We start from the raw sequence: 26,545 nt of genomic DNA on the forward strand, positions 1-26,545 counted from the left end.
AATGAAAGGTGAAACATTATGCAGTTAACGAACTATACAGAATATGCGTTGCGCGTTCTTCTCTTTTTAGGAACGTTAGAAGAAGGTGAAAAAACAAACATTAAAGAAATTTCCCGCACGTTTTCCATTTCAGAAAACCATTTAAGTAAAATTGTATACGACCTCGGAAAACTCGGACTTATTGAAACGATTCGCGGGCGAAACGGCGGCATTCGCCTCGCTAAAAAACCAGAAGACATTCGCATCGGTGCTGTCGTTAGGCAAACAGAAGAGAATTTATCTCTCGTTGAATGCTTTGCCGCTCATGGAAACGATTGTGTTATTACACCCGTTTGTCAGTTGAAACATATTCTTCACGAAGCATTGCAAGCATTTTTACAAACACTCGACAATTATACACTTGCTGATTTACTACAAAATAAGCAAACATTAAAAACATTTTTTAACTTCCCTCGTTTGTAAACAAATAGAGAGCATGTTAAAATGAGGACAAATTTAAGAGAAGGAGATGCTGTCATGTTACAGACGATGTTGCCGCAAGAGTTGATGACGAAAGCGGCTCAACGTGTCATGAAGCTGCTACCGTACAAAAAACATAGCGACTTAATTAAACGTGCGTGGCAGTTGTATCGCACCGGGCATGTATATAACGTAACGATCGAAGACAATGTGCTAAAAGGGAAAGTAACGGATAAAGGACATACATATGAGCCGTCTTTTCGGTTAAAGCAGGCAGCGGGCTCATCGTGTACTTGCACAGCTGTCGGTCTATGTTCGCACAATGTTGCGTTATTTTTATATGCATACAATCAAATTGATGCAGTCGGGAATTTAATTAGAACATGGAAAGAACCAGCGACAAAACGAAAAAAAGCCGAAAGCAATGAAAAACAAAAAGACGTACAAGTGAAACAACAAACCGTTCAGCAACAGAAGCTAAACGAGAAAAATAGCAGCAATACGTCAAACAACGCAAATATCGTTGACGCGTGGTGGCAATCGTTTGAAGAAAAATATCGCCGCATCCCGCTATACAATGTAACGGAAGAAGAACATATGCGCAGGCTCGTTCAATCGTTTTTCCCAACATTCGAACGTCCGACATCTAAAGCATCGTTTTTAGACCATTTATATTATGTCCATGCCGCCTTATTTACATTTATTAAACTTGTTCATATTCCGCAACAACCGTGGGGCTACTCCGCAATGATGCAAGAGCGGCATGTGGAACAATTTTCTTCAACCGTCCAACAAGCACTCGCAAATTTAGCGAAAAAACCGCGTACAAAAAGTCATGAACAACTTTTATACGCTACTATCCCATACGTAAGAAACGTATTGTCGGGCGAATTAACGTACTTTAGACAAATATTAGATGTATACGAAATCATATGGACAATCGTATTGACCGACGAAACATATCGCCAAGAGGAATGTACATGGGCGATTGAGCAGTTAAATAAGAAACAAACCGTAGAAGAAAAAATACCGTTTATCGGCGCAGCTTCGTACGTGTCATTTTTGCTTGGAAACGATCAGCAAGCTTATCAGCTCATTGAACCGTTTCCATACTTAGCAACAGGACATATCGTCCGTTTTATGCATATGTCATTTGCGAAAAAGCAAATTCAACGTGGAGCTGATTGGTTTCATCGGCTCGAACAAAATGTGGAAACGTACTTATATTCGCTTCATATAAGTGACCGTGAGTGGTTTGTTCAACATGTACTATCTGCCTATGTCCAATATCGTATCGCTACAAAAAATGAACAAACCGAACGATACGAACAGCTTCTTCAAAGGCTGCTTCCGTACAGCTTTTATACGTACATCGATTACTTATTCGATGAACAAAAATGGAAAGAGCTTATTGAATTATATATGCTTGAAAAAACAACCGTCGATATGATTCATCCGCTCCATTTAAAAGCAGTCGAACAAGCGGATCGTTCGCTCGTTCTTTCGCTTTATCATCAAACGATTATGTATTACATCGAACAAAAAAATCGGAGCGCATACGAACAAGCAATCAAACATTTACGAAAACTACGGGCTCATTACCGTGCTTTAAAACAAATGCCGCGCTGGGAAACATATATCGCAACATTAGCTGAACAAACAAAACGATTGCGTGCCTTTCAAGATTTATTACGGAAAGGGAAATTCATATGATGCAACTGGAATTACAAAGCCGCTGGCTTGAGGAACAAAAACAATTTTTCATTTATAGCGACGATACACACCCAAGTAATTGGAGAGGCATCGTTTTTTTATGGCATGAAGAAACGTTTTATGGCACATTCGCCCCTATCGAGACGATTGGGACACATATTGGCGTTCTTCTTTCTCCATGGGAGGCGCTTACGTTTTTTGCCTATCCGTCGACGAGCGCATTGATCGAAGTTGCATGGGATGACCAAAGCAAACAGTTTCAAGCGTGGGCGAAACAAATCATTCATGATGTAGAACAAAAACAGCTCATGCCCGACTTTGAAGCATGGAAAAACGGGCGCTTCGGATGGAAAGGAACAGAAGCGGACGATCATCCATTCGTATCCGTTTGGCGTTCCGAAGCAATCAATGACTGGATTCAATCGGACGTGGAGCTAAAACAAACGTGGCAACAAATCGTTGAAACATATCCGCTACTAACAAGCGACAGCGTTTCATTCATGGACGAGCATGACTGGCTCACCGAAATCGGCTGGGACAAAAACCGCCCGCCATTTATCGTCGCCATTCGTTTAAACGAACCAGAGGAAGACGGAGGGGCGTGGCCGCTCGAAACGGTGCTTATCGACACGGAAACGCATGACATCACCGTGTATCCGCACATGCCAAAAGCTTGGGAGGCATACGCTAGTCATATTGAACGAGCTCAACAACGATGGCAAACGATCGTTCCATGGCTGAGCGAAAATGGGGCGCTGCGCACGCAACTAAACGAAGAAGAAGCGTTGCGCTTTTTAGTGGAAGCGACAATCGAACTCACCGAAGCGGGCGTTCGCGTTATCGTGCCGGAATGGTGGGAAGTCGTCAAACAAGCGCGCCTTCGTGTAAAAGCACGAGTGAAATCATCGGCGACATCTGTATTCGGACTCGATGCACTCGTCGATTTCGACTGGCGCATCGCTACAAACGGCATCGAACTGACAGAGCAGCAATTCGCGGAACTCGTCGAACAAAAGCGCCGCCTCGTGCGCATTCGCGATCAATGGGTGCAACTTGACCCTGCCGTCATTCAACACGTGCAAAAACTAATGAAACAAGCCAAACAAGAAGGTTTATCGATTCGCGACGTACTCATACAAACACTTACCGAGAAAACAAATGAACCACATGAAGACGATGAAGCGATTGACATTGAACTAAATCGCTCGTTTGCCACACTCGTACGAAAAATGAAAAACATTGACCATATCCCAAACGTCACCATTCCGAGCACGTTCCATGGCACGTTACGTCCATACCAACAGCGAGGCGTCGACTGGCTCATCTTTTTACGCCAGCTCGGTTTTGGTGGCTGTTTAGCAGACGATATGGGTCTTGGGAAAACGATACAAATGCTAGCCTATCTCGCCTATGTGAAAGAAAACGAGAAACGAAACGGCCCTGCTTTACTTATTTGTCCAACGAGCGTCATCGGCAATTGGCAAAAAGAATGTCAGCAATTCGTTCCGTCTTTAACCGTCTACGTTCATCACGGATCCACTCGTGGACATGGAGATACGTTTATCGAAAAAGCAAAAAGCTGTGATCTTGTCATTACATCATACAGTTTGGCTCATTTAGATTTCGACGACCTCGCAAGCATCGATTGGGATGTCATTTGTTTAGATGAAGCACAAAACATTAAAAATGCCCAAACGAAACAAGCGCGTGCCATTCGCAAGCTTAAAGGGCGGCATAAAATCGCGCTCACCGGCACGCCGATCGAAAACCGTTTAAACGAACTGTGGAGCATTTTCCATTTCTTAAATCCGGGCTATTTAGGATCGCAAACAGAGTTTCAACGTCGCTTTGCAACGCCGATTGAGAAAAATGGCGATAAGCAAGCGACCGAACGTTTACAAAAGCTCATTCGTCCGTTTTTACTACGCCGCACAAAAACAGACGAACGAATTGCGCTCGACTTGCCGGATAAACTCGAACAAAAAGAATATTGCCCGCTCACCGTCGAGCAAGCATCTTTATACGAACAAATTGTGCAACAGTCGCTTGAAAAACTCGAACAAGTCGATGGGTTTGCGCGACGCGGCATCATTTTACAAATGTTAAACAGCTTAAAACAACTATGCAACCATCCAGCACTATACTTAAAAGAAAAACATCCGAAGCAAATCGTCGAGCGATCGCATAAAGTAGAAAAGCTGCTTGAACTTGTCGGGCAAATTCGCGAAAACGGGGAAAGTTGTTTAATTTTTACGCAGTACATTCAAATGGGCGAGATGATTCAACATATTCTTGCTTCTCATCTAAAAGAAACGGTCGTCTTTTTAAACGGCAGCACGCCAAAACAAACGCGCGATGAAATGATCGAACAATTTCAAAACGGACAGTTTCATATATTCATTTTATCGCTCAAAGCAGGCGGAACAGGGCTAAACTTAACAGCCGCCAACCACGTCATTCATTTTGACCGTTGGTGGAATCCGGCCGTTGAAAACCAAGCGACAGACCGAGCGTATCGCATCGGGCAAACGAAATTTGTTCATGTGCATAAATTCATTACAACTGGGACGATTGAAGAAAAAATTGATGATATGCTTGAGAAAAAGCAGTCGCTCAATGAACAGCTCATCCAAAGTGAAACGTGGATTACCGAACTGTCCAACGAACAATTGCGTGAACTATTTACGCTTTCATGAGGTGAAATATGGCAAAGAAAAAAGGAACGAAGCAACAAACATTATGGGAAAAACTGCTTGAACAAATGGCCAAAAAACTAGAAGAACGAAAAAAATAAACAGCCGCGACGGCTGTTTATTTTTGCATATAAAACTTTCTCGGTAACGTAAAGCTGTACACGACCGGGATGACAAATAACGTCAACAACGTGCTACTTAATAGCCCACCAATGACAGTAATCGCCATCGGCTGATTAAGCTCCGCTCCATCACCGATGCCAAAGGCGAGCGGCAACAGCCCTAAAATTGTCGTTAACGCCGTCATTAAAATCGGGCGAAGACGAAGCTTCACTGCGGTGACAATAATATCCCGCTCTCCGCGCGCACGCAATTGATTCATATAATCGACAAGGACAATCGCATTGTTGACGACAATACCGGCAAGTACGATACCGCCGATAATGACCATGACGCTTACTGGCGTCTGCGTCAACAATAATCCGCCCGCAATTCCGACGATCATTAACGGAATCGTAAACATAATGATGAACGGATGTTTAAATGATTCAAACTGCGCAGCCATGACGAGATATACAAACGTAACCGCCAATCCGAAAGCTAACGCTAAATCATCAATGGACGACTCAAGCAACTCGCGATCTCCCCCGAAAACAATATCCGTTTCTGATGGAAGATCGAGCTTTGCGATCTCACGGTCGACAAGCGCCGATATGTCGCCAAGCGTCACCGAACTTTTATATTTCACCGTAAACTGAACGGCACTTTGTTCATTGATTCGCTGAATGCGAACAGGGCTTTTGCCGACCGAAACGGATGCAATATCCCCAAGTTTTACGAACGTACCGTCCGGTTTTTTCACAAGCAATTTTTTTATATGTTCAACCGAATGGTTCGCACGGTCATCGTATTGAACGTTTACATCATATACGTTCGCGCTCGCATCAATGATGCGTGTCGCCGTCATTCCGCGCGTCATTTGTTGGGCAGCGATGGCGACTTGCGCAGGGGTTAAACCGTTTCGCAACGCTTTTTCTCGATCGATTTTCACTTGCATTTCATCAACTGTTTCTGATAAATCCGTTGTCACTTCTTTTACTTCTTTTAAGGTCTTTAATCGTTTTTCAATTTGACGAACGACTTCTTTCAACCTTTTCTCATCCGTATCTTTTACGCTAAATGTTAACGTATTTGGCGCACTTCCGGTCGATGCTTGCAAGTTAAACGACACTTCCGCCGTTTTATTCACTTTTTTCACCGCTTGTTGCACAGGGGATTTTAACTCATCAACGACAACGAACACCGAGCGATCACGCTTATCTTTCGGTTTCATTTTCACGTATATTTCCGCGACGTTGCTTTGCGTCGTACCACGAAACGATTGCTCTTGCGTTGAACCAATTAAGCTGACGTACGTATCGATATCATCCACTCGCTTTAATTCATGTTCAATCGCCGCCACAACGCGCTCTGTCGCTTGCAGCGAAGCACCGTCATCTGTTTGGACGCGAATCGAGAAAAACCCTTCATCAGCATTCGGCAAAAACTGCATACCGACGGTCGTTAAACTAAACACCCCCGCACCGAGCAAACCGAACGCGAGCAATAATACGGCGAAACGATGACGCAACGACCATCGTACACTTCGCTCAAGCGCACGCATCGGAGCGGACGTTAAACGGGCTTCTTCGCGATACCGTCTGCGCGGGCGCAACCAACGGCTCGCAAGCATCGGCACAACCGTCAGCGCAACAAATAACGATGCTAGTAAACTAAACGCAATCGTTAGCGCAAACTCGGTAAATAAATCTCCAATTAAACCGGTAATAAATAATACCGGAATAAACACCGCTACACTCGTCAACGTCGATGCGACGATAGCGCTGCCGACTTCGCTTACCCCATCTTTTGCCGCTTCTTTCGGCTCTTTTCCCATCGCTAAATGGCGGGAAATATTTTCAATAACGATAATCGAGTTGTCAACAAGCATCCCGATCCCAAGGGCTAATCCGCCAAGCGTCATAATATTTAACGTAAAATCGGAAAAATACATTAACACGAACGTCACAATTACCGAATACGGAATAGCGATGCCGATAATGAGCGGACTTTTTATATTTCGCAAAAATACAAACAATACCGCCATCGCAAAAGCGCCACCTAAAACGAGCGATTGTGCGATGTTGCGAATCGTTCGCTGAATAAATTCCCCTTGGTCAAACAATATGTCGACATGTACGTCTTGAAATTGTTCTTTTTTCAACAATTTATCCAACTGCTTTTGAAACGCTGTAGATACTTCCGCTGTGTTCGCATCTGCCTTTTGCAGCACGCTCATTAACACGGATGGCTTTTCGTTCGTTCTCGTAATCGTTTGTTGCTCGTCTGGAACGAGTTCAACGCTCGCTACATCTTGCAAACGAACGCGCTTATTTGTCATAGGGTCGATCAAAAGAACGAGATTTTTTAATTCATCGACAGACTGTACCGTGCTTAAAATGCGTGTCGATAGTTGCCGATCGTCGATGACGACCGTTTCCCCTGGCAACGACACGTTGTTAGCTGAAATAAGATTAGCGATATCTTGTTGCGACAGGCGATATGTACGAAGCTTATTTGGATCTACGAGCACGCGCACATGTTTCGTAAACGTTCCTGATACGTTGACGCTAGCTACTCCTTCCGTTTTGGCAAGCTCCGCTTTTAACTGTTGCGCCAACGTCTTCAGCTGTTCATGTTCCTTTTCCGTCGTCAACGTCATTTGAATAATCGGAAACTGCGACGGGTCAAACTTTAAAAATCGCGGCTTTGACACGTCATCAGGAAGAGGCGCTTGATCAATACGCTGCATGACATCATTTTGGATGTCATCAATTACTGTCGCCCATGAAAACTGTAATAAAATGAGTGTCGATCCTTCTTGCGACGTCGAAGTTATCGTTTTTAGCCCCGGCAACGTCGCTAAGCTGCTTTCTAACGGCTTCGTCACTTTCTCTAACACTTCCGTCGGCCCCGCTCCCGGATACGTTGCTACAACGACACCGACAGGGGGTTGAATATCAGGAATTAACTTCATCGGAATATTTAACAGAGATACCGCCCCTAAAAGAATGACGATCACCATCGATACGAACGTCAACACCGGGCGCCGAATCGAAAAGTGGCTAATGTTCATAACTTGTCTGTTCACCGTCCTCTTTGTTTGTTCTACTGTTAGGGTAGCGAACAGAACAGCGAGTGTCAAACTTTAGGTAAAAAAATAATCGGCCAAGTCATGACCGATTATTTTTTCTTCGTAAATGTTTCTTGTTTAAACGACCGCCACAAAGAAAGAATCATAAGAAGCATGATAAACGTAAATGGAAACGCCGCAATAATTGATGCGGTTTGAAGCGCCTGTAGTCCACCTGTCCAAAGCAAAATTGCTGCCGTCGCGGACTGAATAACCCCCCAAACAAATTTCACAGAATTCGGTGGATGTAAACTGCCGTTTGTCGTCTGCATCCCGAGCACAAGTGTGGCTGAATCGGCCGATGTGACGAAAAACGTACATATAAGCAAAATTGCCAGTCCAGACAAGACCATGCTAAATGGGAAATGATTAAAAACGGAAAAGAGCGCCATCTCAATGCCCGATTCATTCACCGTTCCCATGATATTTGCTTGTTTAAACATTTCTAAGTAAAGTGCGGACCCACCGAATGCAGAAAACCATAATGCACCGAAAATAGTTGGAACGAGCAATACACCAATCATAAACTCTCGAATCGTTCGTCCGCGCGAAACGCGGGCAATAAACGAGCCGACAAATGGTGCCCATGCAATCCACCATGCCCAGTAAAAAATCGTCCACACCCTCGGCCATTCACTTTGTTCAAATGGACTTAACCGCAAACTCATAGAAGGTAAATTTTGAACATAAGAACCGAGTGTTGTAGTAAACACATCCATAATAAAATTCGTCGGTCCCGCAAACAGTAGGAATAACATTAAAAGTACCGCAAGCATCACATTCGTCTCGCTCAACATTTTAATTCCTTTATTCAGTCCCGTTTGTGCTGACAACATAAATAATACCGTAACGACAATGATAACGACGAGCTGTGTCGCAAAACTGTTTGGTATACTTGGAGAGAGGTGAGACAATCCCCCACTAATTTGAATCGCACCTAATCCGAGTGAGGTGGCGACACCGAAAACCGTCGCATAAACCGCTAACGTATCGACAGCGATTCCCATCCATCCGTGTACACGTTCACCCAATACTGGACGCAACACACGGCTTATTACCCCTGGCTCGTTTTTCCGAAATTGAAAATAAGCTAACGCTAACGCAACGACAGCGTAAATTGCCCATGGATGCAATCCCCAATGGAAAAACGCATATCGCATCGCTACACGAGCAGCTTCTGCTGTTTCTGCTTCACCAACAGGCGGGCTATAGTAATGATACATCGGTTCAGCCACTCCCCAAAACACTAACCCGATTCCCATACCGGCACTAAACAACATGCCAAACCACGTTCGATAACGATACTCCGGTTTTTCATCGTCCGCACCTAGTCGAATGTTTCCATATTTTGAAAAGATCATAACGAAACAGAAGACGAGAAAAGCCGTTGCGGCTAGTAAATAAAACCAACCAAACTTATGCACTAGAAAACTTTGTACGTCGCCGCTCACTTTCGCCAAATGAAATTGCGGCAATACACTTTCCGGGATCACTCCCCAACCAATAAATAATAATGCGATGACGATAGAAATGTAAAAAACAGGTGTTGTTTTCCGCATCCAATCCCTCCTTCATTTTATATGCCTTATGGGGATCGTGTTAGCGTCTTCGGGTGTTAATGAAGCATGTATATTAACATGGTAACAAAATGGAAAAGAGAAGTCAAAACATACGACTTCTCTTTTCTATGATGTATGTTTCTCGTGCCAACGCCATGCGCTTGCAATAATCTCTTCAAGCGAGCGCGTCGCTTTCCAGCCAAGTTCACGAGCAATTTTTTCAGACGAAGCGACGAGTCGAGCCGGATCTCCTGGACGACGCTCCGTATATTCAATCGTCGCCTGTTTCCCCGTCACACGCTCGCACATATCGATCACTTCTTTAACCGAATAACCGAGCCCGTTGCCGAGATTGTATGTTGCCGTCTTTTTTTCATTCGAAAGAAGCGCATGCAAAGCGATGATGTGCGCTTCGGCTAAATCGGTCACATGAATGTAATCGCGAATACATGTGCCGTCTGGCGTATCGTAATCTGTGCCAAACACCGAAATTTTATCGCGCATCCCGAGCAAATGTTGCAAAATAAGCGGAATTAAATGCGTTTCCGGATGATGATCTTCCCCAATGTCCCCGCTTTCATGCGCACCTGCTGCGTTGAAATAGCGCAACACGACGTAACGTAAATCGTACGCCGAGGCAAAGTCTGAAAGCATATGCTCGATCATTAATTTCGAGCGACCGTACGGATTAATTGGGTTTGTCGGGCAATCTTCCGTAATAAGATCAACGTTTGGAATGCCGTATACAGCCGCTGTCGATGAAAAAATAAAACGTTTGACACCATATTCCATCATCGTTTCTAATAACGTTAACGTCGCAGCGACATTGTTTTTATAATATTTCATCGGCTCAACGACCGACTCGCCTACTAAACTATTTGCCGCAAAATGCATGACCGCATCGATCGGATATTTTTCAAATATGCGTACAAGCGTCGTCCGATCGCCTAAATCGCCATGAACGAATACCGCTCGTTTGTCCACGAGATGACGATGCCCTGTCGATAAATTATCGAGCACGACGATCGGCTTCGTTTCAACTAATTTCTTTACCACATGGCTACCGATATATCCTGCACCACCAACTACTAAAATCATACAACATCTCCTTTCCTTGTCATAAACTTCAATTTTATCACACATATATAGGAAAGATGGAGTTATTTTATATTCGTTATCGGTTTTCGTCCGATCGAGTAATATTCAATTGGGTAGCGCGCTACATCGTGAAGCGCATAACAATTGCGCCCATCAAAAATAATAGGCGTTTTCATTTTGTTAACGTAAACAGATAAGTCCAACTGGCGAAATTCATCCCATTCCGTTAAAATCATTGCCGCATCCGCACGTTCGAGCGCCTGTTCTACCCGGTCTGCATATATGACTTCTTTCGGCAACACATGTGCCGCTTTCCCCATCGCAATCGGGTCATATGCAACGACGGTCGCCTGTTCCGCAAGCAGCTCGCGCGCAACGACAAGCGATGCAGCTTCCCGCATATCGTCTGTATTTGGCTTAAACGATAAACCGAGAAGAGCCACTCGTTTTCCGGCGAGACGACCAAACCGCTCTTTCGCTTTCTCAATGAGCTTGCGTTGTTGTTTATTGTTTACTTCAATCACTGCCTTCAGCAATTCGAAATCGTGATCAATATTTGCCGCAATTTTCGCTAACGCTTTCGTATCTTTCGGAAAACAAGAGCCTCCATAACCGATGCCAGCGCGCAAAAACGAGGAGCCGATGCGCGCATCCATCCCCATTCCAGCCGCCACTTGTTCAATGTCCGCGCCAACTTTTTCACATATGTTCGCAATTTCATTAATAAAACTAATTTTCGTCGCTAAAAAGGCGTTTGACGCATATTTAATCATTTCTGCGCTACGAATGTCGGTTTGAAAAATCGGAATGCCAAATGGCCGATGAATATCGGCAACGACCGCTGCTGCCCGTTCATCATCCGCACCGATCACAATGCGATCGCCATGAAACGTATCGTGAATGGCAGAACCTTCCCGTAAAAATTCCGGGTTCGACACGACTTCGATACGTACATGTGGAGCAAGCTCCGCAAACATGCGCTTCATTTCGTGATTCGTCCCGATCGGCACCGTACTTTTCGTGACGACGATCACGTCTTTCGTCACCGCCGAAGCAATGTCTCTCACCGCTTGCTTCAAATGCGTCAAATTCGCAGAACCATCTTCATTTTCAGGCGTGCCGACCGCGATATAAATCACATCCGCTTCCTGATATGCACGCGCACCGTCCGTCGTAAAAAACAATCGCCCGGCGTCCATATTTTCTTTCATAAACGGCTCAATACCCGGCTCATAAATTGGAGAAATCCCTTGGCGCAAGCAATCCACTTTTTCTTTATCGACATCAACGCACGTCACCTGATGACCAATATGCGCAAGCGCGACCCCTGTCACTAAGCCCACATATCCTGTTCCGACAACGACAATGTTCATTGCTAACCTCCGTGCACGTTTTTTTTCAGTTTACACAAACGTGAGCATTTTTGCACGATACGGCTATCGAAAAAAATGAAAGATTTCTCTTATAAAAACATAGAAACTCGTCTATCATTATAGTAAAAGAAAGGAGGAGAAAGTGTTGCAGAAAAAACAAACCGTTTACCAATTAAAAATCGCCTTGCGTGGTATTCGTCCTCCCATTTGGCGACGTGTACTTGTTCCAAGCAATATTACATTCGATCAACTTCATCTGATCATTCAAGAAGCAATGGGTTGGAAAAACTATCACTTATATCAATTCGAAACAAGCGATGCGATCATCGATGTGCCACACCCTCTAGACGATTTTTCACACCCTCGGAAAGATATGCTCGATTCTCGAAAAATACGGATGAAAACATATTTAAGTCAAGAAAAAGACAAAGTTTTATATACGTATGACTTTGGCGACAATTGGGAGCATATCGTTACATTAGAAAAGATTGAAAAACGAATGGAACCGTTGACACATCCTGTTTGCATTAAAGGAAAACGAGCATGTCCACCCGAAGATGTCGGTGGCGTTTGGGGCTACCAAGATGTAATTGATATGATGCAAAACGATACAAGAAAACAAGAACGGGAAGAGTTTCTCGAGTGGTATGATGAATGGTACGGAGACGACTTTGATCCGGAATATTTTGATATAGAGGAAGTAAACGGAAGACTAGCAACAATCAAATTCAAATAAATGCCTTTTTTAGGGCTGACTCAAAAGTCCGCTTTTTAGCGGTCTTTTCGGTCAGCCCCTTTTCTGTATCTCCAAATGCTCCTTTAACCGTTGCGAAATGGCTGAGTGGGGCGTGACAGGCACCGTTACAGGCGGTCCTTTATACATCCCTCCACATAAAATAACCGCACGGCTTTCAAATTTGGTGAAATGTATAAAAATAAAAAACTATATTGTAAGCGTTAATATTTGTCATTATAATAACTTCAAACGAGTTTATACTTCAGTGCAAACGTTTGTATCTTTACTCCACATGAAAGGATGTGTACAGATGAATAATGTGAAAAAAGTATGGTTTTATTATTCTATAATTGCTACCTTAGTTATTTCCTTTTTCACACCTTTTTCAACAGCACAAGCTAATACTGCACCTATTAACGAAACAATGATGCAATATTTTGAATGGGATTTACCGAACGATGGAACCCTTTGGACAAAGGTGAAAAATGAAGCCGCAAATCTTTCTTCGCTCGGTATTACAGCGTTATGGCTTCCTCCAGCGTATAAAGGAACAAGTCAAAGCGATGTCGGATACGGCGTGTACGATTTATATGACCTTGGGGAATTTAATCAAAAAGGAACGATTCGAACAAAATACGGAACAAAAACACAATATATTCAAGCCATCCAAGCTGCCAAAGCCGCAGGGATGCAAGTATATGCAGATGTTGTATTTAATCATAAGGCGGGAGCTGACGGCACAGAATTTGTCAATGCGGTTGAGGTAAACCCTTCTAATCGAAATCAAGAAACATCTGGAACATATCAAATTCAAGCATGGACAAAATTTGATTTTCCCGGTCGTGGGAACACATACTCGAGTTTTAAATGGCGTTGGTATCATTTTGACGGTACCGATTGGGATGAAAGCCGAAAATTAAATCGGATTTACAAATTCCGCGATACAGGAAAAGCATGGGACTGGGAAGTCGATACAGAAAACGGAAACTATGATTATTTAATGTTCGCTGATTTAGATATGGATCACCCTGAGGTTGTGACAGAATTAAAAAACTGGGGAACGTGGTACGTCAATACTACAAATATCGATGGATTCCGCTTAGATGCCGTAAAACATATTAAATACAGCTTTTTCCCTGACTGGCTAACATATGTACGTAATCAAACAGGAAAAAATTTATTTGCCGTTGGGGAATTTTGGAGCTATGACGTCAATAAGCTGCATAATTACATTACAAAAACAAATGGATCGATGTCATTATTTGATGCACCTTTGCATAACAACTTTTATACCGCTTCCAAATCGAGTGGAGATTTTGACATGCGTTATTTATTGAATAATACATTAATGAAAGATCAACCTTCACTCGCTGTAACACTTGTCGATAACCACGACACGCAACCAGGGCAATCTTTACAGTCATGGGTCGAACCTTGGTTTAAACCACTTGCTTACGCCTTTATTTTAACGAGACAAGAGGGATATCCTTGCGTATTTTACGGTGACTATTATGGAATCCCAAAATACAATATTCCAGGGTTAAAAAGCAAAATCGATCCGCTTTTAATTGCTCGTCGGGACTATGCCTATGGAACACAACGTGATTACATTGACCATCAAGACATTATTGGATGGACACGCGAAGGCATTGATACAAAACCAAACTCTGGACTGGCGGCTTTAATTACCGACGGCCCTGGCGGAAGCAAATGGATGTATGTCGGTAAAAAACATGCCGGAAAAGTGTTTTATGATTTAACCGGAAATCGAAGTGACACAGTAACGATTAATGCGGATGGTTGGGGAGAATTTAAAGTAAACGGCGGCTCCGTTTCGATTTGGGTGGCTAAAACGTCAAACGTCACATTTACAGTTAATAATGCCACAACAACTAGTGAACAAAACGTATATGTTGTCGGCAACATTCCAGAACTCGGAAATTGGAATACCGCAAATGCAATTAAAATGAATCCATCTTCTTATCCGACATGGAAAGCAACAATTGCTCTCCCACAAGGAAAGGCAATTGAGTTTAAATTTATTAAAAAAGACCAAGCTGGAAATGTGATATGGGAAAGCACTTCAAATCGAACGTACACCGTTCCGTTCGCATCAAGTGGGTCATACACGGCGGGCTGGAATGTGCCATAAGCATATATTCATTCACATGAAAAACATACATTTTTGTGTAGTTGTAAAGAAAAAGGATGTCCCCCGAGACATCCTTACTTTATTCCTAAATGCTCCTTTAACCGTTGCGAAATGGCTATACGTTCTTCCTCTGGTACAATCAAATAGTAGATCCCGTTTATTTTTTGACCTTTTCCTTGTATGTGTAGCTGCTCGATATGACGTCGTGCTTCTTTATAGTTCGCTTGAATTTGTTTCATGTCGTCAAATGTCAAATTTGTTTTTATATTTTTTCCTATCGCTTCAAGTATGTCACCATAGTTTGTAAGAGAAGAGAAGCTAGCTCCTTTTTTAATAATTTCCTCAATCACTTGTTTTTGCCGATCTTGTCTGCCAAAATCGCCACGTGGATCATCATAGCGCATACGAGTGTATTTTAATGCCTTTTCTCCATTTAGAGTAATTTCTCCTTTAGGGAACGACTCTCCTTCATATTCAAATGCAAAAGAATTATTTACTGTAACACCACCAACGGCATCTACGATATCTTTAAAGCCTTCCATGTTCACTTTAATGTAATAATCAATTGGAATGTCTAAAAAATGTTCGACCGTCGCAAGCGTCATTTCCACCCCACCAAAAGCGTACGAGTGGTTAATTTTATCCTCTTTCCCTTTACCGACAATCAATGTGCGTGTATCTCGTGGAATGCTTACCATTTCTATCGACTGCTTTTCCGGGTTCACTGTCATGACAATTAACGAATCTGCCCGACCGCGATCATTTTTTCGTTCATCTACCCCAATAAGCAAAATCGAGATCGGTTGTTTTTCTGTAAACGATAGCTCCTCTGGGCGTTTCTCTGAATGTTCACGTTGAATAGGTTCGTGTATTTCGCTGATCGTTTGTTGTAGTTTATAGTAAACAGAAAATGCATACGCCCCTACCAACGCAAGAAATAAAACAATTGCTCCGATCCATATACGTTTTTTTCGCTTCGGTGTCATTTGCATCTTCCTTTGGGTCATGGATATTTTCATGTGAAGCGTAACATACGGCTTGAAAAAAGACAAGAATGAGGCATCATCTCTTTACGCAAACATTCCTCTATCTTAATCGTCGATACAATTGAACAAGCTCTCTTCCTCCTGAGTTCTTTTGAAATTTCTGGACTAAATATAATCGATTTCATGGCGAGTGTAAAATAACCTAAAATAGCGATATGTTGTTCTAATAATGTCAATTGTTCATCCACAATGAAATATGTTCGGCCGAGGTCTCTTCGCTCAAATTCAACAGCCTTTGAACGAATAAACTCCTGCACATCCTCATTTTTCGGACAAAAAAATTGGGAAAGACCTAATTCAAGTATCTCGGTCTTCCCCATTAGCGCCCTAAGCGGGATAATAATTTTACTAATCGCTCATTGCTTCTTTCAATCTGTTTCAAATAAGGGACCTGTCTTTTTTTTCTCCTTTTCCCCCACAAACATTTTACTCATACTGTTCCATTACTTCAAACATACGCTCACGGTCTTGAATATCGCCGATGATTGGAACGATGTCAATGTCATGCTTATATTGATTACGCAATTCCATATCAATTTGATAAATGCTGTTTTCACCATGTCCAAGTAAAATGATTTTTTTGGATGAAAGCGGCATACTTGTCGACAAATTTCTGATCCAATGGAGCCGCCGGCACCGGTGACAAGAATGACTTTCCCTTTGATGTATTCCGAAATGCTTTCCGTATCGAGTTCAATAGGGTCACGCCCCAGTAAATCTTCTACTTGCACATCACGAAATTGATTGACGGATACTTTACCTGTTATAATATCTTCCAACTTAGGTACAGTTTGTGTTTTCGCATTTGTTTTGGCGCATTCGGTAAAAATGCGATTTAGTTCCGATTTTCTAAGCGATGGAATTGCAATAATAATATGACCAATTTGTTTTGTTTCAACAACATGTGGAATATCATTTGTTGTGCCTAAAACAGGAAGACCGAGAATATGTAACTTTTGTTTTGTTCGATCGTCATCGATAAATGCGATAGGGCAAAGGTCGGACTCACGACTTGTTAATAGTTGTCGCGCAACCATAGTGCCAGCAGCTCCTGCTCCAATAATTAGCGTTCGTTTTTTTCCTTTGTTTTGACTCATATATTGATCGCGGTATATGCGCCAAACGAAGCGAGAGCCTCCTAAAAGCAACATATGAATCATCCATGTAATCATCAATGCGCGGACGTACATGTCTTCGTATATTGTCCATTGTACGAAAGCGGTGACGATGATGGAAAATGTGACTGTTTTTGCGATTGCTATTAATTCACCAATGCTCGCATATTCCCACACTTTATGATACAAACGGTAATGAAAAGCAAATATATGATGGCTAAATAATAATGTCACCGCAGACAATAAAAGTGATGGGTATTTAAAAATTTCAATGTGTGGATGAAGCGTAAATAAACTGATGTAAATGGCTGATAAGACGATTGCTGAGTCTAACAGCATTAAAAGCGTTAATCATGTTCGATAAGCCAATGTCGTATCTCCCTTCCAAATGTAAAATAAGGGACAAAAAAGCCATAAGCATCGCGCTTATGACTGTTGATGTTGTTGAATGATCCGCTCCATGAATTTTAATAAGTCATCCTTAATCTCTTCGTTTTGTAACCCAAACTCAATCGTCGTCTGAATAAACCCAAGCTTCTCCCCAACATCGTATCGTTTTCCTTCAAACTCGTACGCAAACACACGTTGAATTTCGTTTAGTTTTTGAATCGCATCGGTCAGTTGAATTTCGCCGCCGGCGCCGGTTTCTTGTTTTTCAAGAAACATGAAAATTTCTGGCGTTAATATGTATCGACCCATAATCGCTAAGTTAGATGGTGCCGTGCCTGGTGCTGGTTTTTCGACGAATTGGCGCACTTGGTAGCGGCGGCCTTTTTTATCGATCGGGTCGATGATACCGTAGCGATGCGTTTCGTCGTCTGCGACTTGTTTGACGCCGATGACAGAGCTTCTCGTTTGTTCAAATTCGTTCATCAGTTGTTTTAAACACGGTGTTTCGGCTTGAACGATGTCGTCGCCTAACAGGACAGCAAATGGTTCATCGCCAATAAATTTGCGGGCGCACCAAACGGCGTGGCCAAGTCCCTTTGGTTCTTTTTGACGAATGTAATGAATGTCAACTTTGGACGGTTCTTTTACTTTTTCTAGTAGGTCATGTTTATTGTTTTTTAACAACGTTTGTTCAAGTTCGAACGCATGGTCGAAATGATCTTCAATGGCACGTTTTCCTTTTCCTGTGACGATAATAATATCTTCAATGCCCGATTCGATCGCCTCTTCGACGATGTATTGAATCGTTGGCTTGTCGACGATCGGAAGCATTTCTTTCGGCATCGCTTTTGTCGCGGGTAAAAAGCGCGTGCCAAGTCCTGCAGCTGGGATAATCGCTTTTCTTACCGTTTTCACATCCATCCCTCACTTCCTAAACTGTACACCCACGTATATGCTATATGTGCATAACCTATACGTCGATGTACAAAAAAATAGCTCCCATGGGGAGTTAGTTTGGTAGACGTGTTTTTAAATTTAAAATTTCTTTTTCATGTTCAATCATTTTATCAAATATGACATCGGATCTACGCTGCAAATAAGCAACCGTCACATCCATTGATTTTTTTATGTTTGTCAAATCATTTATGACTAGTGCCTGGTTGTTTTTTGATATGCGTAGCTCTTCGAGAATCTTTTCTTGCGTCCGTTCCATATTTCCGAGTGATTGTTTCATATCGACCATATCATTTTCTAGCTTGTGTTGACCTGCTTGTAATTGTGCAACATCTTGTTGTAATGCTTGTTGACCTGCTTGTAATTGTGCAACATCTTGTTGTAATGCTTGTTGGCCTGCTTGTAATTGTGCGACGTCTTGTTGTAATGCTTGTTGACCCGCTTGTAATTGTGCGACGTCTTGTTGTAATGCTTGTTGGCCTGCTTGTAATTGTGCGACGTCTTGTTGTAATGCTTGTTGGCCTGCTTGTAATTGCGCGACGTCTTGTTGAATTTGAGCAACTGTATTTTCTAGTGCTCGCTGGCCTACTTGTAGCTCTGTTACATCTTGCTGGATTCGAGCAACACTCTTTTCTAGTGCTTTTTGACCGCGTTGTAACTCTTGTTGTGTTTGTTCAACACGCTCTAATTGTTCATGAATCGGTTGCAGTTCTTCTTTTAACACAGAGCGAAGCAAAGCTTTTAATTCTTGGCTCAATTGTATCCCTCCTTTACCATTTCTCTCATTATAACATGGCAAAAAAGAGACATAAATAAAAAAACAAGGTTAGCATTGGGCATCTAACCCGCCCTCACACCGCACCATTGACGACAGGCGTCTAAAGTGATCAAATCGTCATCTTTCCCACTCACAACACGATTAATGACCTTCATTGATAACTATAAGATATCATACACATATTTTCGACAAAAACGTTCACTAGCTCCATTATACCGACAAACAATTCCGTTTTTCTACCTTTTTTATAAAATTATTTCCACAAAAAAGAAAACCGACAGAGCCATGTTCTGCCGGTTAGTGAATGATTTCTTCGTCTTTTTCTTCTTGTGCAATGATTTGTTTCGCCTGTGCAATAATATTGTTCATTTCAGCAACCGTATAGTCGCGTTCTGGAAGCGGACGGTCATATGCTTGGTAGTATAAAATTTCCGCTAGCTTTCGCTGTTTTTCGCTCGCCCGTTTCGTTAACTTTTCTTTTTTTTTAGCTCTTGTTGTAGACGTTCGATGTGGTATTTTGCTTCTAATCGACAGCTGTAAGGGAAATCGTCAATGCCGAGCCGTTCAACGAGACGGTTAATTTCTGCGATTTGTTCATCGGTCGGAGGTTCGTTCACGAGTTGCTCGATAATTTCGTTAATGCGTGCTGCAAGTTGTTCGTGAAATTGTGGGTTTGTTTTAATCGTATCGTCTAATTCCGCAAACCATGTCGCTTCATTGTATAAATAATGGCGCCATTGTTCCATCAATGTTGCGGCATTGTATTTTGTTTCATCCCAGCCGATGCTTGCCATATATCGTTCAAACACTTTTTTAATCGATAGCGTCATGTTCATCTTCATGCGATGAGGAAGCTGTTTTAACATGTATAAAACCCTCCATATGATTATCGTCAACCGTTAATGTATCATAAAAAAGCGTGTATTGACAAAGTTTTTTTATAACTATACTAACGGTTATAGGAAGGAAGGGAATAAAAAAACGCAAGAGGAAACCTCTTACGTTTTATTCGTCTACATTGTCTGCATCGTTCACGTCTTCTGGATCTTCAACGGCTTCTTCTTCATCTGGCACAGCGTCATTTTCATCGTCGCCAGCGCCTTCATTTGTGTCTTCACCTGGCTGCACTTCTTCTTGGTTATCTACCTCGTTGTCTGTATCATCGTTATTGCAACCGGTAACGACCATAATGGCGATGAATGCGCTAAGTAATTTGAGTAGCCATTTCGTTTTCATCGTTTGTCTCCTTTCCTTCACATGATGTGATCACCTATAATATGCCCAGAAAGGAAACGGTCATGCATTATTTTTCACCGAGCGCAAACATGATTTCTGTTTCGCATACGAGCTCGCCGTCAACGGTGGCGACTCCTCTTCCTTTGCCGATTGCGCCTTTAAAACGAATCATTTCGACTTCTAATCGTAATTGATCGCCCGGCTTTACTTGCTTTTTAAAGCGGCAGTTATCAATGCCGGTGAAAAAGGCGAGGCGACCGCGGTTTTCTTCTTTCATTAACATCGCGACAGCTCCCACTTGCGCAAGCGCTTCGACAATTAATACGCCAGGCATGACGGGATAGTCAGGAAAATGACCGACAAAAAATTGTTCGTTTGCGCTCACGTTTTTCATGCCGACGGCGCGTTTTCCTTCTTCGACTTCAATGATGCGATCAACGAGTAAAAACGGATAACGATGTGGAATAATTTGTTGAATTTGTTGAATATCAAGCATGCATTGTTCCTCCTTTATAAAAAAACGGAAGGATCTCCCTTCCGCCTTTTTTCCAATGTATCACGTTTTGAAGTGGTCTGTCCACTACTGTTTTTCGATTAAATCGACAATATGTTGCCACGTCGCTGGCTTTAACGCATCCCATGCGTTTCCTTCGCCAAGCACGCCGTAGCCAACCATCGCTCCTGCCAACGTGCTAATGGTAATCAAACAAAGGACGATGAGTAAACGAAGCCAAATCGGAATAAGACGGCGGCGCGGACGGCGAAGCGAGCGTTTCTGTTGTTTTTCCTCCATATCATTTTCCCTCTCTATGAACGAATGCCGTTAATAATCCCCATCATTTGATCCGACAACGTAATCGCACGAGCGTTTAGCTGATATGACCGTTGCGTAATCATGAGCTCGCTCATCTCGGTCGCTAGTTCAACGTTCGATTGTTCCAAGGCGTATTGTTGCATGGAAATGTCGTTACGATTGTTGCCAGCTAAATTAACCGTTACGTCTTCATGATTCACATCAGCTGGAAAAGCAAAACGGTTATCGCCAAGCGACTGCATCAGTTGCGGGCGCGTCACATATGATACGCCGATGTTCACGGTCTTCATGATGTTTCCGTTTGGCGCAATGAATTGCATCGTTCCGTTTTGAGTGACTTGAATATCTTTAAATCCGTCCGGTACCGTAATCAGTTCGTTGTTTTCATCTACAACTGCATAGCCATCTGCCGTCACAAGCATCAATTCATTTGGATTGTTCACCGACGGACTAAGGTAAAACGCACCATCGCGCGTATATTGCATCGCACCATCGACAAGGATGCGGAAAAATTGCCCTTCTTTCGTCAATGCAAGATCAAGCGGACGATCTGTTTTTACAATCGAGCCTTGTTTCACTTGCATATAGGTGGACGCGACTTTTGCGCCGACACCGAGGCGGACACCTGCTGGCGTCAGACGAGGCGCTTCGTCCGTTTTTAGCAAGTTCGTAAACTGTTGGGCGAGCAATTCACCAAATACGGCATCGCGTTTTTTAAACCCGGTCGTATTGACGTTGGCGATATTATGGCTAATGACGTCTAGTTGTTGTTGTAGTTGGTTCATCGTGTTGGCGGCAGTAATCATTGACCGAAGCATCGTCATCCCCCTACCTTAAGCGGCCAATTTCGTTTGCCGCTTTGTCCATACTTTTATCGTACGCTTGTAAAATTTTTTGATTCGCCTCAAAGGCGCGATAAGCCGACAACATGTCCGTCATCGCACGGGAAAGATCGACGTTTGAACGTTCAATATATTGTTGGCGAATTGTATACGTTTGTGCAGGCGGGAGTTCTCCTTCTGCCCGGAATAAACCGTTTCCTTCTTTCGCAAGCGTTTGAACATCGTCAGCGTAGGCGATGCGAAGGCGGGCGATTTGTTCGCCATCTTTTGTGATCGTTCCGTCCGTTAATACAGTAAACTGCTCGTCCCCGATGAAAATACGGTTACCGCTTTCATCAAGCACGTAAAGACCGTCTGTCGTCGTTAAAAAGCCGTCTGCATCGATGGTCAAATGGCCGTTTCGCGTATAACGAACGTCGCCTGTTTCGTTTTGAACGGTAAAAAATGATGTGCCCGTGCCATCGACAATCGCTACATCAGTGTTGTTGCCTGTTTCGCGTATATCTCCTTGCGCAAAGTTCGGCACAAGTTCTTGCACGTACACCCCTGTTGAGAGCGGACCAATGTATGTACGATCGCGCCATGTGAGTTTCCTTTCTGTCGGAATGGTCGTTTGTTGAATGCGGTGCATTAGCATCTCTGGAAAAGCCCGCAACGATGCTTGATCAGCTTTATAGCCCGGCGTATTGGCGTTTGCGATATTGTTCGTCATCATTTCGATGCGGCGTTGTTGAGAAAGCATGCCTGAAGCAGCTGTATATAGTCCGCGAAACATAAAACGTTCCCCTCCATCGTTTTCACACTACTTTCATTATAAAAGAAAAAGGGGGAAAAAGCGAATAGGTACCATTTCCCAATGGCACCTACCCGAGTTGACGATATGGGGCTTTGTCGATGTTATCAAGCATTAACCCTGTGCCGATGGCTACGCAATCCATCGGATTTTCCGCAATAAAAATAGGCACTTTTAATTCTTGTGCAAGCAGTTGGTCAATGCCATGAAGTAACGCCCCGCCTCCTGTTAAGAAAATGCCGCGGTCAATAATGTCGGCTGACAGTTCTGGCGGTGTGCGCTCAAGCACGCTTTTTGCTGTTTGGACGATCGTATATACCGTTTCGCGCAGCGCTTTTTCAATTTCACCGGAACGAACAGTAATCGTTCTTGGCAAGCCGGTTACTAAATCGCGACCGCGAATATCCATCGCTTCATCGCGAGCGTTCGGAAAAACGGTAGCGATGTTCATTTTAATTTCTTCCGCTGTTCGCTCACCAATTAATAGCTTATATTCTCGTTTAATGTAATTTAAAATTTCTTGGTCAAATTTATCGCCAGCTACTTTAATGGATGCGGATGTGACGATGTCGCCCATCGATAATACTGCAACATCTGTTGTACCTCCACCGATGTCGACCACCATGTTTCCAAAAGGTTGAAAAATATCCATTCCGGCGCCGATAGCCGCTACTTTTGGTTCTTCTTCTAAATATACTTTTTTGCCGCCGCTTTTTTCGGCTGCTTCTTTAATCGCTTTTCGTTCGACTGATGTAATGTTCGTTGGGCAACAAATTAAAATGCGCGGTTTAGCAAACCATCCTTTTAAATTGAGTTTGCTTAAAAAATGTTTCAACATCGCTTCGGTAATTTCAAAGTCCGCAATCACCCCGTCTTTTAACGGACGAATGGCAACAATATGCCCAGGCGTGCGCCCGACCATGCGCCGCGCTTCTTCTCCTACCGCTAACACCCGCTTTGTATGTTGATCAATCGCAACGACGGAAGGTTCGTTCAATACGATGCCTTTCCCTTTTACATAAATCAACACGTTCGCCGTGCCGAGGTCGATGCCGATATCCCTTGCCAAAAACATATATGTTCCTCCTTGCCATTTCTCCTAATAAGACATTTTACCACAATGATGACGAAAAAAGAGAACATTTTTGACAAGGGAGACAACAAAATTAAGTCGCTTGCTCGGTTTCTTTTTTATACTTTTTCTTCGTCGCTTCTCCTCCACGCAAATGGCGAATGGATTTATGGTAATCTAAAATTTCTTTCACTTCATTCGCTAATTCGGGGTCAATTTCCGGGAGCCGTTCCGTTAAGTCTTTATGCACGGTGCTTTTAGATACACCGAATTCTTTCGCGATGACGCGAACGGTTTTTCTCGTCTCCACGATATACTTGCCAATCTTGATTGTACGCTCTTTGATGTAATCGTGCACACTGCTCGCCCTCCCTAAGTTGGATGTGAGAAGTGTGAAATGAGACGCATAAGGCGGTTGTCGCAGTGGCGTTTACTCGTTCATGACAAAATCGTCAATCTCATCTATTAATTGTTCATCTCACCTCAAACACCCTCGTTGTTCAAGTTTGTAATAATGTATTAGGCAAGAAGAAAATATATTCCATAAAAAAGCGAACAGATGAGCATTTTGCCCATCTGTTCATGTTCTTGCCATTCCGATCGAAGCATCTGGCACAGTGCTTGACGGATCGGCTTCTTGTTCATTTGTTTCGCTTTGATTTGTTTCTTGTTGTTCCGCTTGTTGTTCCGCTTGTTGTTCCGCTTGTTGCTCCGTTGTTTGTTGTTCATTGTTTTCTAATGCGCTTAGCGGTTGATCGAAGTAAGCGACTGGGTTAACCGCTTGCCCATCTTTGCGAATTTCAAAGTGAACGTGAACGCCTGCTTCTTTATTGAACTCGTTTGTGCCCGCTTTTGCGATCACTTGCCCTTGTTTTACTGTATCGCCTGTTTTCACTTGCACGTCTGTTAATGATTGATATACCGTCACAACGCCACGATCGTGTTGAAGATGAACGACGTAACCGAAGATCGGGTCTTTTTCTGCTTTAATGACTGTTCCGCTTAACGATGCAGTTACATCAAAGCTTTCGCCGTTTTTCATCGCGATGTCGACACCTTTGTTCGGATAATATTCATCATTATAAGAGACGAGAGCGGCTTCTTGTTCTTCAGCTGGTGCATTAAAGTCGTAAAACGGTTTAGCGATTTCTACAGCATTCGGATCAAGGACAGGCATGACAATTTGTTCAACGGCTTGTTGTACAGGAACAGAGTCTGGTTCGTTCACAGCTGTGCCTTGTTCTGCTTCATCAACAGGCGGTTGGACGATGTCGTTTGTTTTGCTTTGGAACCAAAGCACACCTGTTAAAATGAGCGCTGCACTTAACAAATAAATCGAAGGAACAACCCAACGTTTACGGAACAACTTTGAAACTTTTTTGTTTTCTTCTTTCATGTTCATCACCTCAGCAACCATTGTGAACAGAAAGAAGAACATTTATACACTTCCAAACAAAAAAATTTGTCGCTTCAAAATTTTGAAGCGACAAGTGAAAGATCGTGAATTTGTACCCCTTGATAATAATATGTGACAATTTCTTTATACGTTTTCCCTTGTTTCGCTAAGAAGTTCGCTCCGTATTGACTCATGCCGACACCGTGGCCGTATCCTTTCGTCGTGATGACGATGTTGTTTCCTTGTCGTTTCCATGTAAAATCGGTCGATTTGAGTTGCAACTTTTCACGCACTTCCCGACCGGTAAGCTGTTTTCCGTTAATATCGACAAGGGAAACACGCTTGCCTGGCGTGCGAGCGAGCACTTTGCCGATAGATGATCCGTCTTTCGGTAATTTCACACCGAGCCGTTGTTCAAATTCGCGAACGGATATTGTCATTTGTTCATAAAACTTCGGCGACTGTGTGTCCCACGGGCTTTCGACGCTCGTTAAATACGGGAAAGCGTTTTGCCAATATGCTTCTGAGTTTTCGGTATAGCCGTTGCTCGTTGAGAAAAATGCCGCTTCAATCGGTTCGTTGTTGTACGTTAAAATTTGCCCTCTTGTCGCCTCGACTGCTTCTTTAATTTTTTTCATTTTCCATTCGTAACTCATGCCCCACAGTTGTTTTAACTGTTCTTCGTTATAATACACTTGATGCATGACCGTATCGGTGACGTTCGCCCCTTCTGGCAGTTCAATCGTCTGTTTATGCATAAGCTGTTTAACAATGTACGTCCTTGCGGTAAGCGCTTGTGCTTTCAACGCTTCCATTTCAAATTCCGCTGGCATTTCTGCCGCTACAACACCAACGACGTATTGTTCTAGCGGAAGCCGTTCCACTTTTTTTTCTTTGCTTCGATATACAGCTACTTCAACCGTCGGTTCATCGCGCGCTTGTGCCTGCTTCGGTTGGGCAGGAAGGGTCGCTTCTTGTTTTTCTCCAAACGCTAAGACGACTAACGCAGGAATGAGTAAAATGAGTGTAAATAACGCAATCGTTGCGATCATCCATTGTCGCAAAATCATCCCCCCCTTTTGTCATTATTACAC

22 protein-coding genes and 1 pseudogene are annotated in these 26,545 nt (G+C 43.1%); 5 read left to right on the forward strand and 18 right to left on the reverse strand.

Annotation, left to right across the window (positions count from 1 at the left end; genetic code table 11):
* Positions 1-18: 18 nt before the first annotated feature.
* The 3 genes from ABEV15_RS01585 to ABEV15_RS01595 are packed head-to-tail and all read left to right on the forward strand — an operon-like array spanning position 19 to position 4,868.
* On the forward strand, positions 19-462 hold the full coding sequence (locus tag ABEV15_RS01585) for an Rrf2 family transcriptional regulator (RefSeq protein WP_042535296.1): 444 nt from the start codon (positions 19-21) through the stop codon (positions 460-462).
* A 54-nt stretch (positions 463-516) separates the two neighbouring features.
* A complete protein-coding gene (locus tag ABEV15_RS01590) occupies positions 517-2,172 on the forward strand; it encodes an SWIM zinc finger family protein (protein ID WP_498852196.1) in 1,656 nt (551 codons plus the stop codon).
* On the forward strand, positions 2,172-4,868 hold the full coding sequence (locus ABEV15_RS01595; protein WP_498852239.1) for a DEAD/DEAH box helicase: 2,697 nt from the start codon (positions 2,172-2,174) through the stop codon (positions 4,866-4,868). Before ABEV15_RS01590 ends, ABEV15_RS01595 begins: the two co-directional genes overlap by 1 nt.
* 115 nt (positions 4,869-4,983) lie before the next feature.
* Here the strand turns inward: ABEV15_RS01595 and ABEV15_RS01600 are convergent, their stop codons facing one another.
* From ABEV15_RS01600 to ABEV15_RS01615, 4 genes are all read right to left on the reverse strand, one after another.
* Positions 4,984-8,040: an efflux RND transporter permease subunit gene (locus ABEV15_RS01600; RefSeq protein ID WP_498852240.1), complete on the reverse strand. Its 3,057-nt coding sequence runs from the start codon at positions 8,038-8,040 to the stop codon at positions 4,984-4,986.
* Positions 8,041-8,147: 107 nt separating this feature from the next.
* The gene (locus ABEV15_RS01605) at positions 8,148-9,656 is read right to left on the reverse strand and encodes a glycine betaine uptake BCCT transporter (protein ID WP_498852197.1); all 1,509 of its coding nucleotides are present in this window, start codon (positions 9,654-9,656) and stop codon (positions 8,148-8,150) included.
* A gap of 126 nt (positions 9,657-9,782) precedes the next feature.
* The gene (gene galE, locus ABEV15_RS01610; RefSeq protein WP_498852198.1) at positions 9,783-10,754 is read right to left on the reverse strand and encodes a UDP-glucose 4-epimerase GalE; all 972 of its coding nucleotides are present in this window, start codon (positions 10,752-10,754) and stop codon (positions 9,783-9,785) included.
* A 62-nt stretch (positions 10,755-10,816) separates the two neighbouring features.
* Positions 10,817-12,127 carry a UDP-glucose dehydrogenase family protein gene (locus ABEV15_RS01615; protein ID WP_498852199.1) on the reverse strand — a complete coding sequence of 437 codons (1,311 nt, stop codon included), beginning with the start codon at positions 12,125-12,127 and terminating at the stop codon, positions 10,817-10,819.
* Between the two features lie 142 nt (positions 12,128-12,269).
* On the opposite strand from ABEV15_RS01615, the gene ABEV15_RS01620 reads away from it, so the two are divergent.
* Together ABEV15_RS01620 and amyS are read left to right on the forward strand one after the other, a co-directional pair.
* Entirely contained in the window at positions 12,270-12,863 is a 594-nt protein-coding gene (locus ABEV15_RS01620; RefSeq protein WP_498852200.1) for a plasmid pRiA4b ORF-3 family protein, read from the forward strand.
* A 310-nt stretch (positions 12,864-13,173) separates the two neighbouring features.
* Complete coding sequence (amyS, locus tag ABEV15_RS01625; protein WP_498852201.1) at positions 13,174-15,015, forward strand: alpha-amylase; 1,842 nt, start codon at positions 13,174-13,176, stop codon at positions 15,013-15,015.
* 74 nt (positions 15,016-15,089) lie between these two features.
* Here amyS and tagU read toward each other — a convergent pair whose 3' ends face one another.
* From tagU to spoIID, 14 genes and pseudogenes are all read right to left on the reverse strand, one after another.
* Positions 15,090-16,007, reverse strand: a complete 918-nt coding sequence (gene tagU / locus ABEV15_RS01630; RefSeq protein WP_498852202.1) for a polyisoprenyl-teichoic acid--peptidoglycan teichoic acid transferase TagU — start codon at positions 16,005-16,007, stop codon at positions 15,090-15,092.
* A 480-nt stretch (positions 16,008-16,487) separates the two neighbouring features.
* Positions 16,488-17,410 (reverse strand): annotated as a pseudogene (locus ABEV15_RS01635) (nucleoside-diphosphate sugar epimerase/dehydratase).
* Positions 17,411-17,602: 192 nt separating this feature from the next.
* On the reverse strand, positions 17,603-18,481 hold the full coding sequence (galU, locus tag ABEV15_RS01640) for a UTP--glucose-1-phosphate uridylyltransferase GalU (RefSeq protein WP_077429860.1): 879 nt from the start codon (positions 18,479-18,481) through the stop codon (positions 17,603-17,605).
* A 94-nt stretch (positions 18,482-18,575) separates the two neighbouring features.
* On the reverse strand, positions 18,576-19,277 hold the full coding sequence (locus tag ABEV15_RS01645; RefSeq protein WP_498852203.1) for a hypothetical protein: 702 nt from the start codon (positions 19,275-19,277) through the stop codon (positions 18,576-18,578).
* Between the two features lie 488 nt (positions 19,278-19,765).
* Positions 19,766-20,164 carry a hypothetical protein gene (locus ABEV15_RS01650; RefSeq protein WP_498852204.1) on the reverse strand — a complete coding sequence of 133 codons (399 nt, stop codon included), beginning with the start codon at positions 20,162-20,164 and terminating at the stop codon, positions 19,766-19,768.
* Positions 20,165-20,303: 139 nt separating this feature from the next.
* Positions 20,304-20,534: a hypothetical protein gene (locus ABEV15_RS01655; RefSeq protein WP_498852205.1), complete on the reverse strand. Its 231-nt coding sequence runs from the start codon at positions 20,532-20,534 to the stop codon at positions 20,304-20,306.
* Positions 20,535-20,601: 67 nt separating this feature from the next.
* Positions 20,602-21,030: a 3-hydroxyacyl-ACP dehydratase FabZ gene (fabZ, locus tag ABEV15_RS01660; RefSeq protein WP_429630188.1), complete on the reverse strand. Its 429-nt coding sequence runs from the start codon at positions 21,028-21,030 to the stop codon at positions 20,602-20,604.
* 84 nt (positions 21,031-21,114) lie between these two features.
* Positions 21,115-21,327: a DNA-directed RNA polymerase subunit beta gene (locus ABEV15_RS01665; RefSeq protein WP_429630186.1), complete on the reverse strand. Its 213-nt coding sequence runs from the start codon at positions 21,325-21,327 to the stop codon at positions 21,115-21,117.
* 14 nt (positions 21,328-21,341) lie between these two features.
* Positions 21,342-22,166 carry a flagellar hook-basal body protein gene (locus ABEV15_RS01670; RefSeq protein ID WP_498852206.1) on the reverse strand — a complete coding sequence of 275 codons (825 nt, stop codon included), beginning with the start codon at positions 22,164-22,166 and terminating at the stop codon, positions 21,342-21,344.
* A 10-nt stretch (positions 22,167-22,176) separates the two neighbouring features.
* The gene (flgF, locus tag ABEV15_RS01675; RefSeq protein ID WP_498852207.1) at positions 22,177-22,965 is read right to left on the reverse strand and encodes a flagellar basal-body rod protein FlgF; all 789 of its coding nucleotides are present in this window, start codon (positions 22,963-22,965) and stop codon (positions 22,177-22,179) included.
* Between the two features lie 88 nt (positions 22,966-23,053).
* Entirely contained in the window at positions 23,054-24,058 is a 1,005-nt protein-coding gene (locus tag ABEV15_RS01680; protein ID WP_498852208.1) for a rod shape-determining protein, read from the reverse strand.
* 91 nt (positions 24,059-24,149) lie between these two features.
* Complete coding sequence (gene spoIIID, locus ABEV15_RS01685) at positions 24,150-24,413, reverse strand: sporulation transcriptional regulator SpoIIID (protein WP_429630178.1); 264 nt, start codon at positions 24,411-24,413, stop codon at positions 24,150-24,152.
* Positions 24,414-24,635: 222 nt separating this feature from the next.
* On the reverse strand, positions 24,636-25,451 hold the full coding sequence (spoIIQ, locus tag ABEV15_RS01690; RefSeq protein WP_498852209.1) for a stage II sporulation protein SpoIIQ: 816 nt from the start codon (positions 25,449-25,451) through the stop codon (positions 24,636-24,638).
* A gap of 74 nt (positions 25,452-25,525) precedes the next feature.
* Entirely contained in the window at positions 25,526-26,515 is a 990-nt protein-coding gene (gene spoIID, locus ABEV15_RS01695; RefSeq protein ID WP_429630174.1) for a stage II sporulation protein D, read from the reverse strand.
* Positions 26,516-26,545 lie beyond the last annotated feature (30 nt).

The sequence above is a fragment of the Bhargavaea massiliensis genome (assembly GCF_050480245.1).
Lineage (GTDB): Bacteria > Bacillota > Bacilli > Bacillales > Anoxybacillaceae > Anoxybacillus.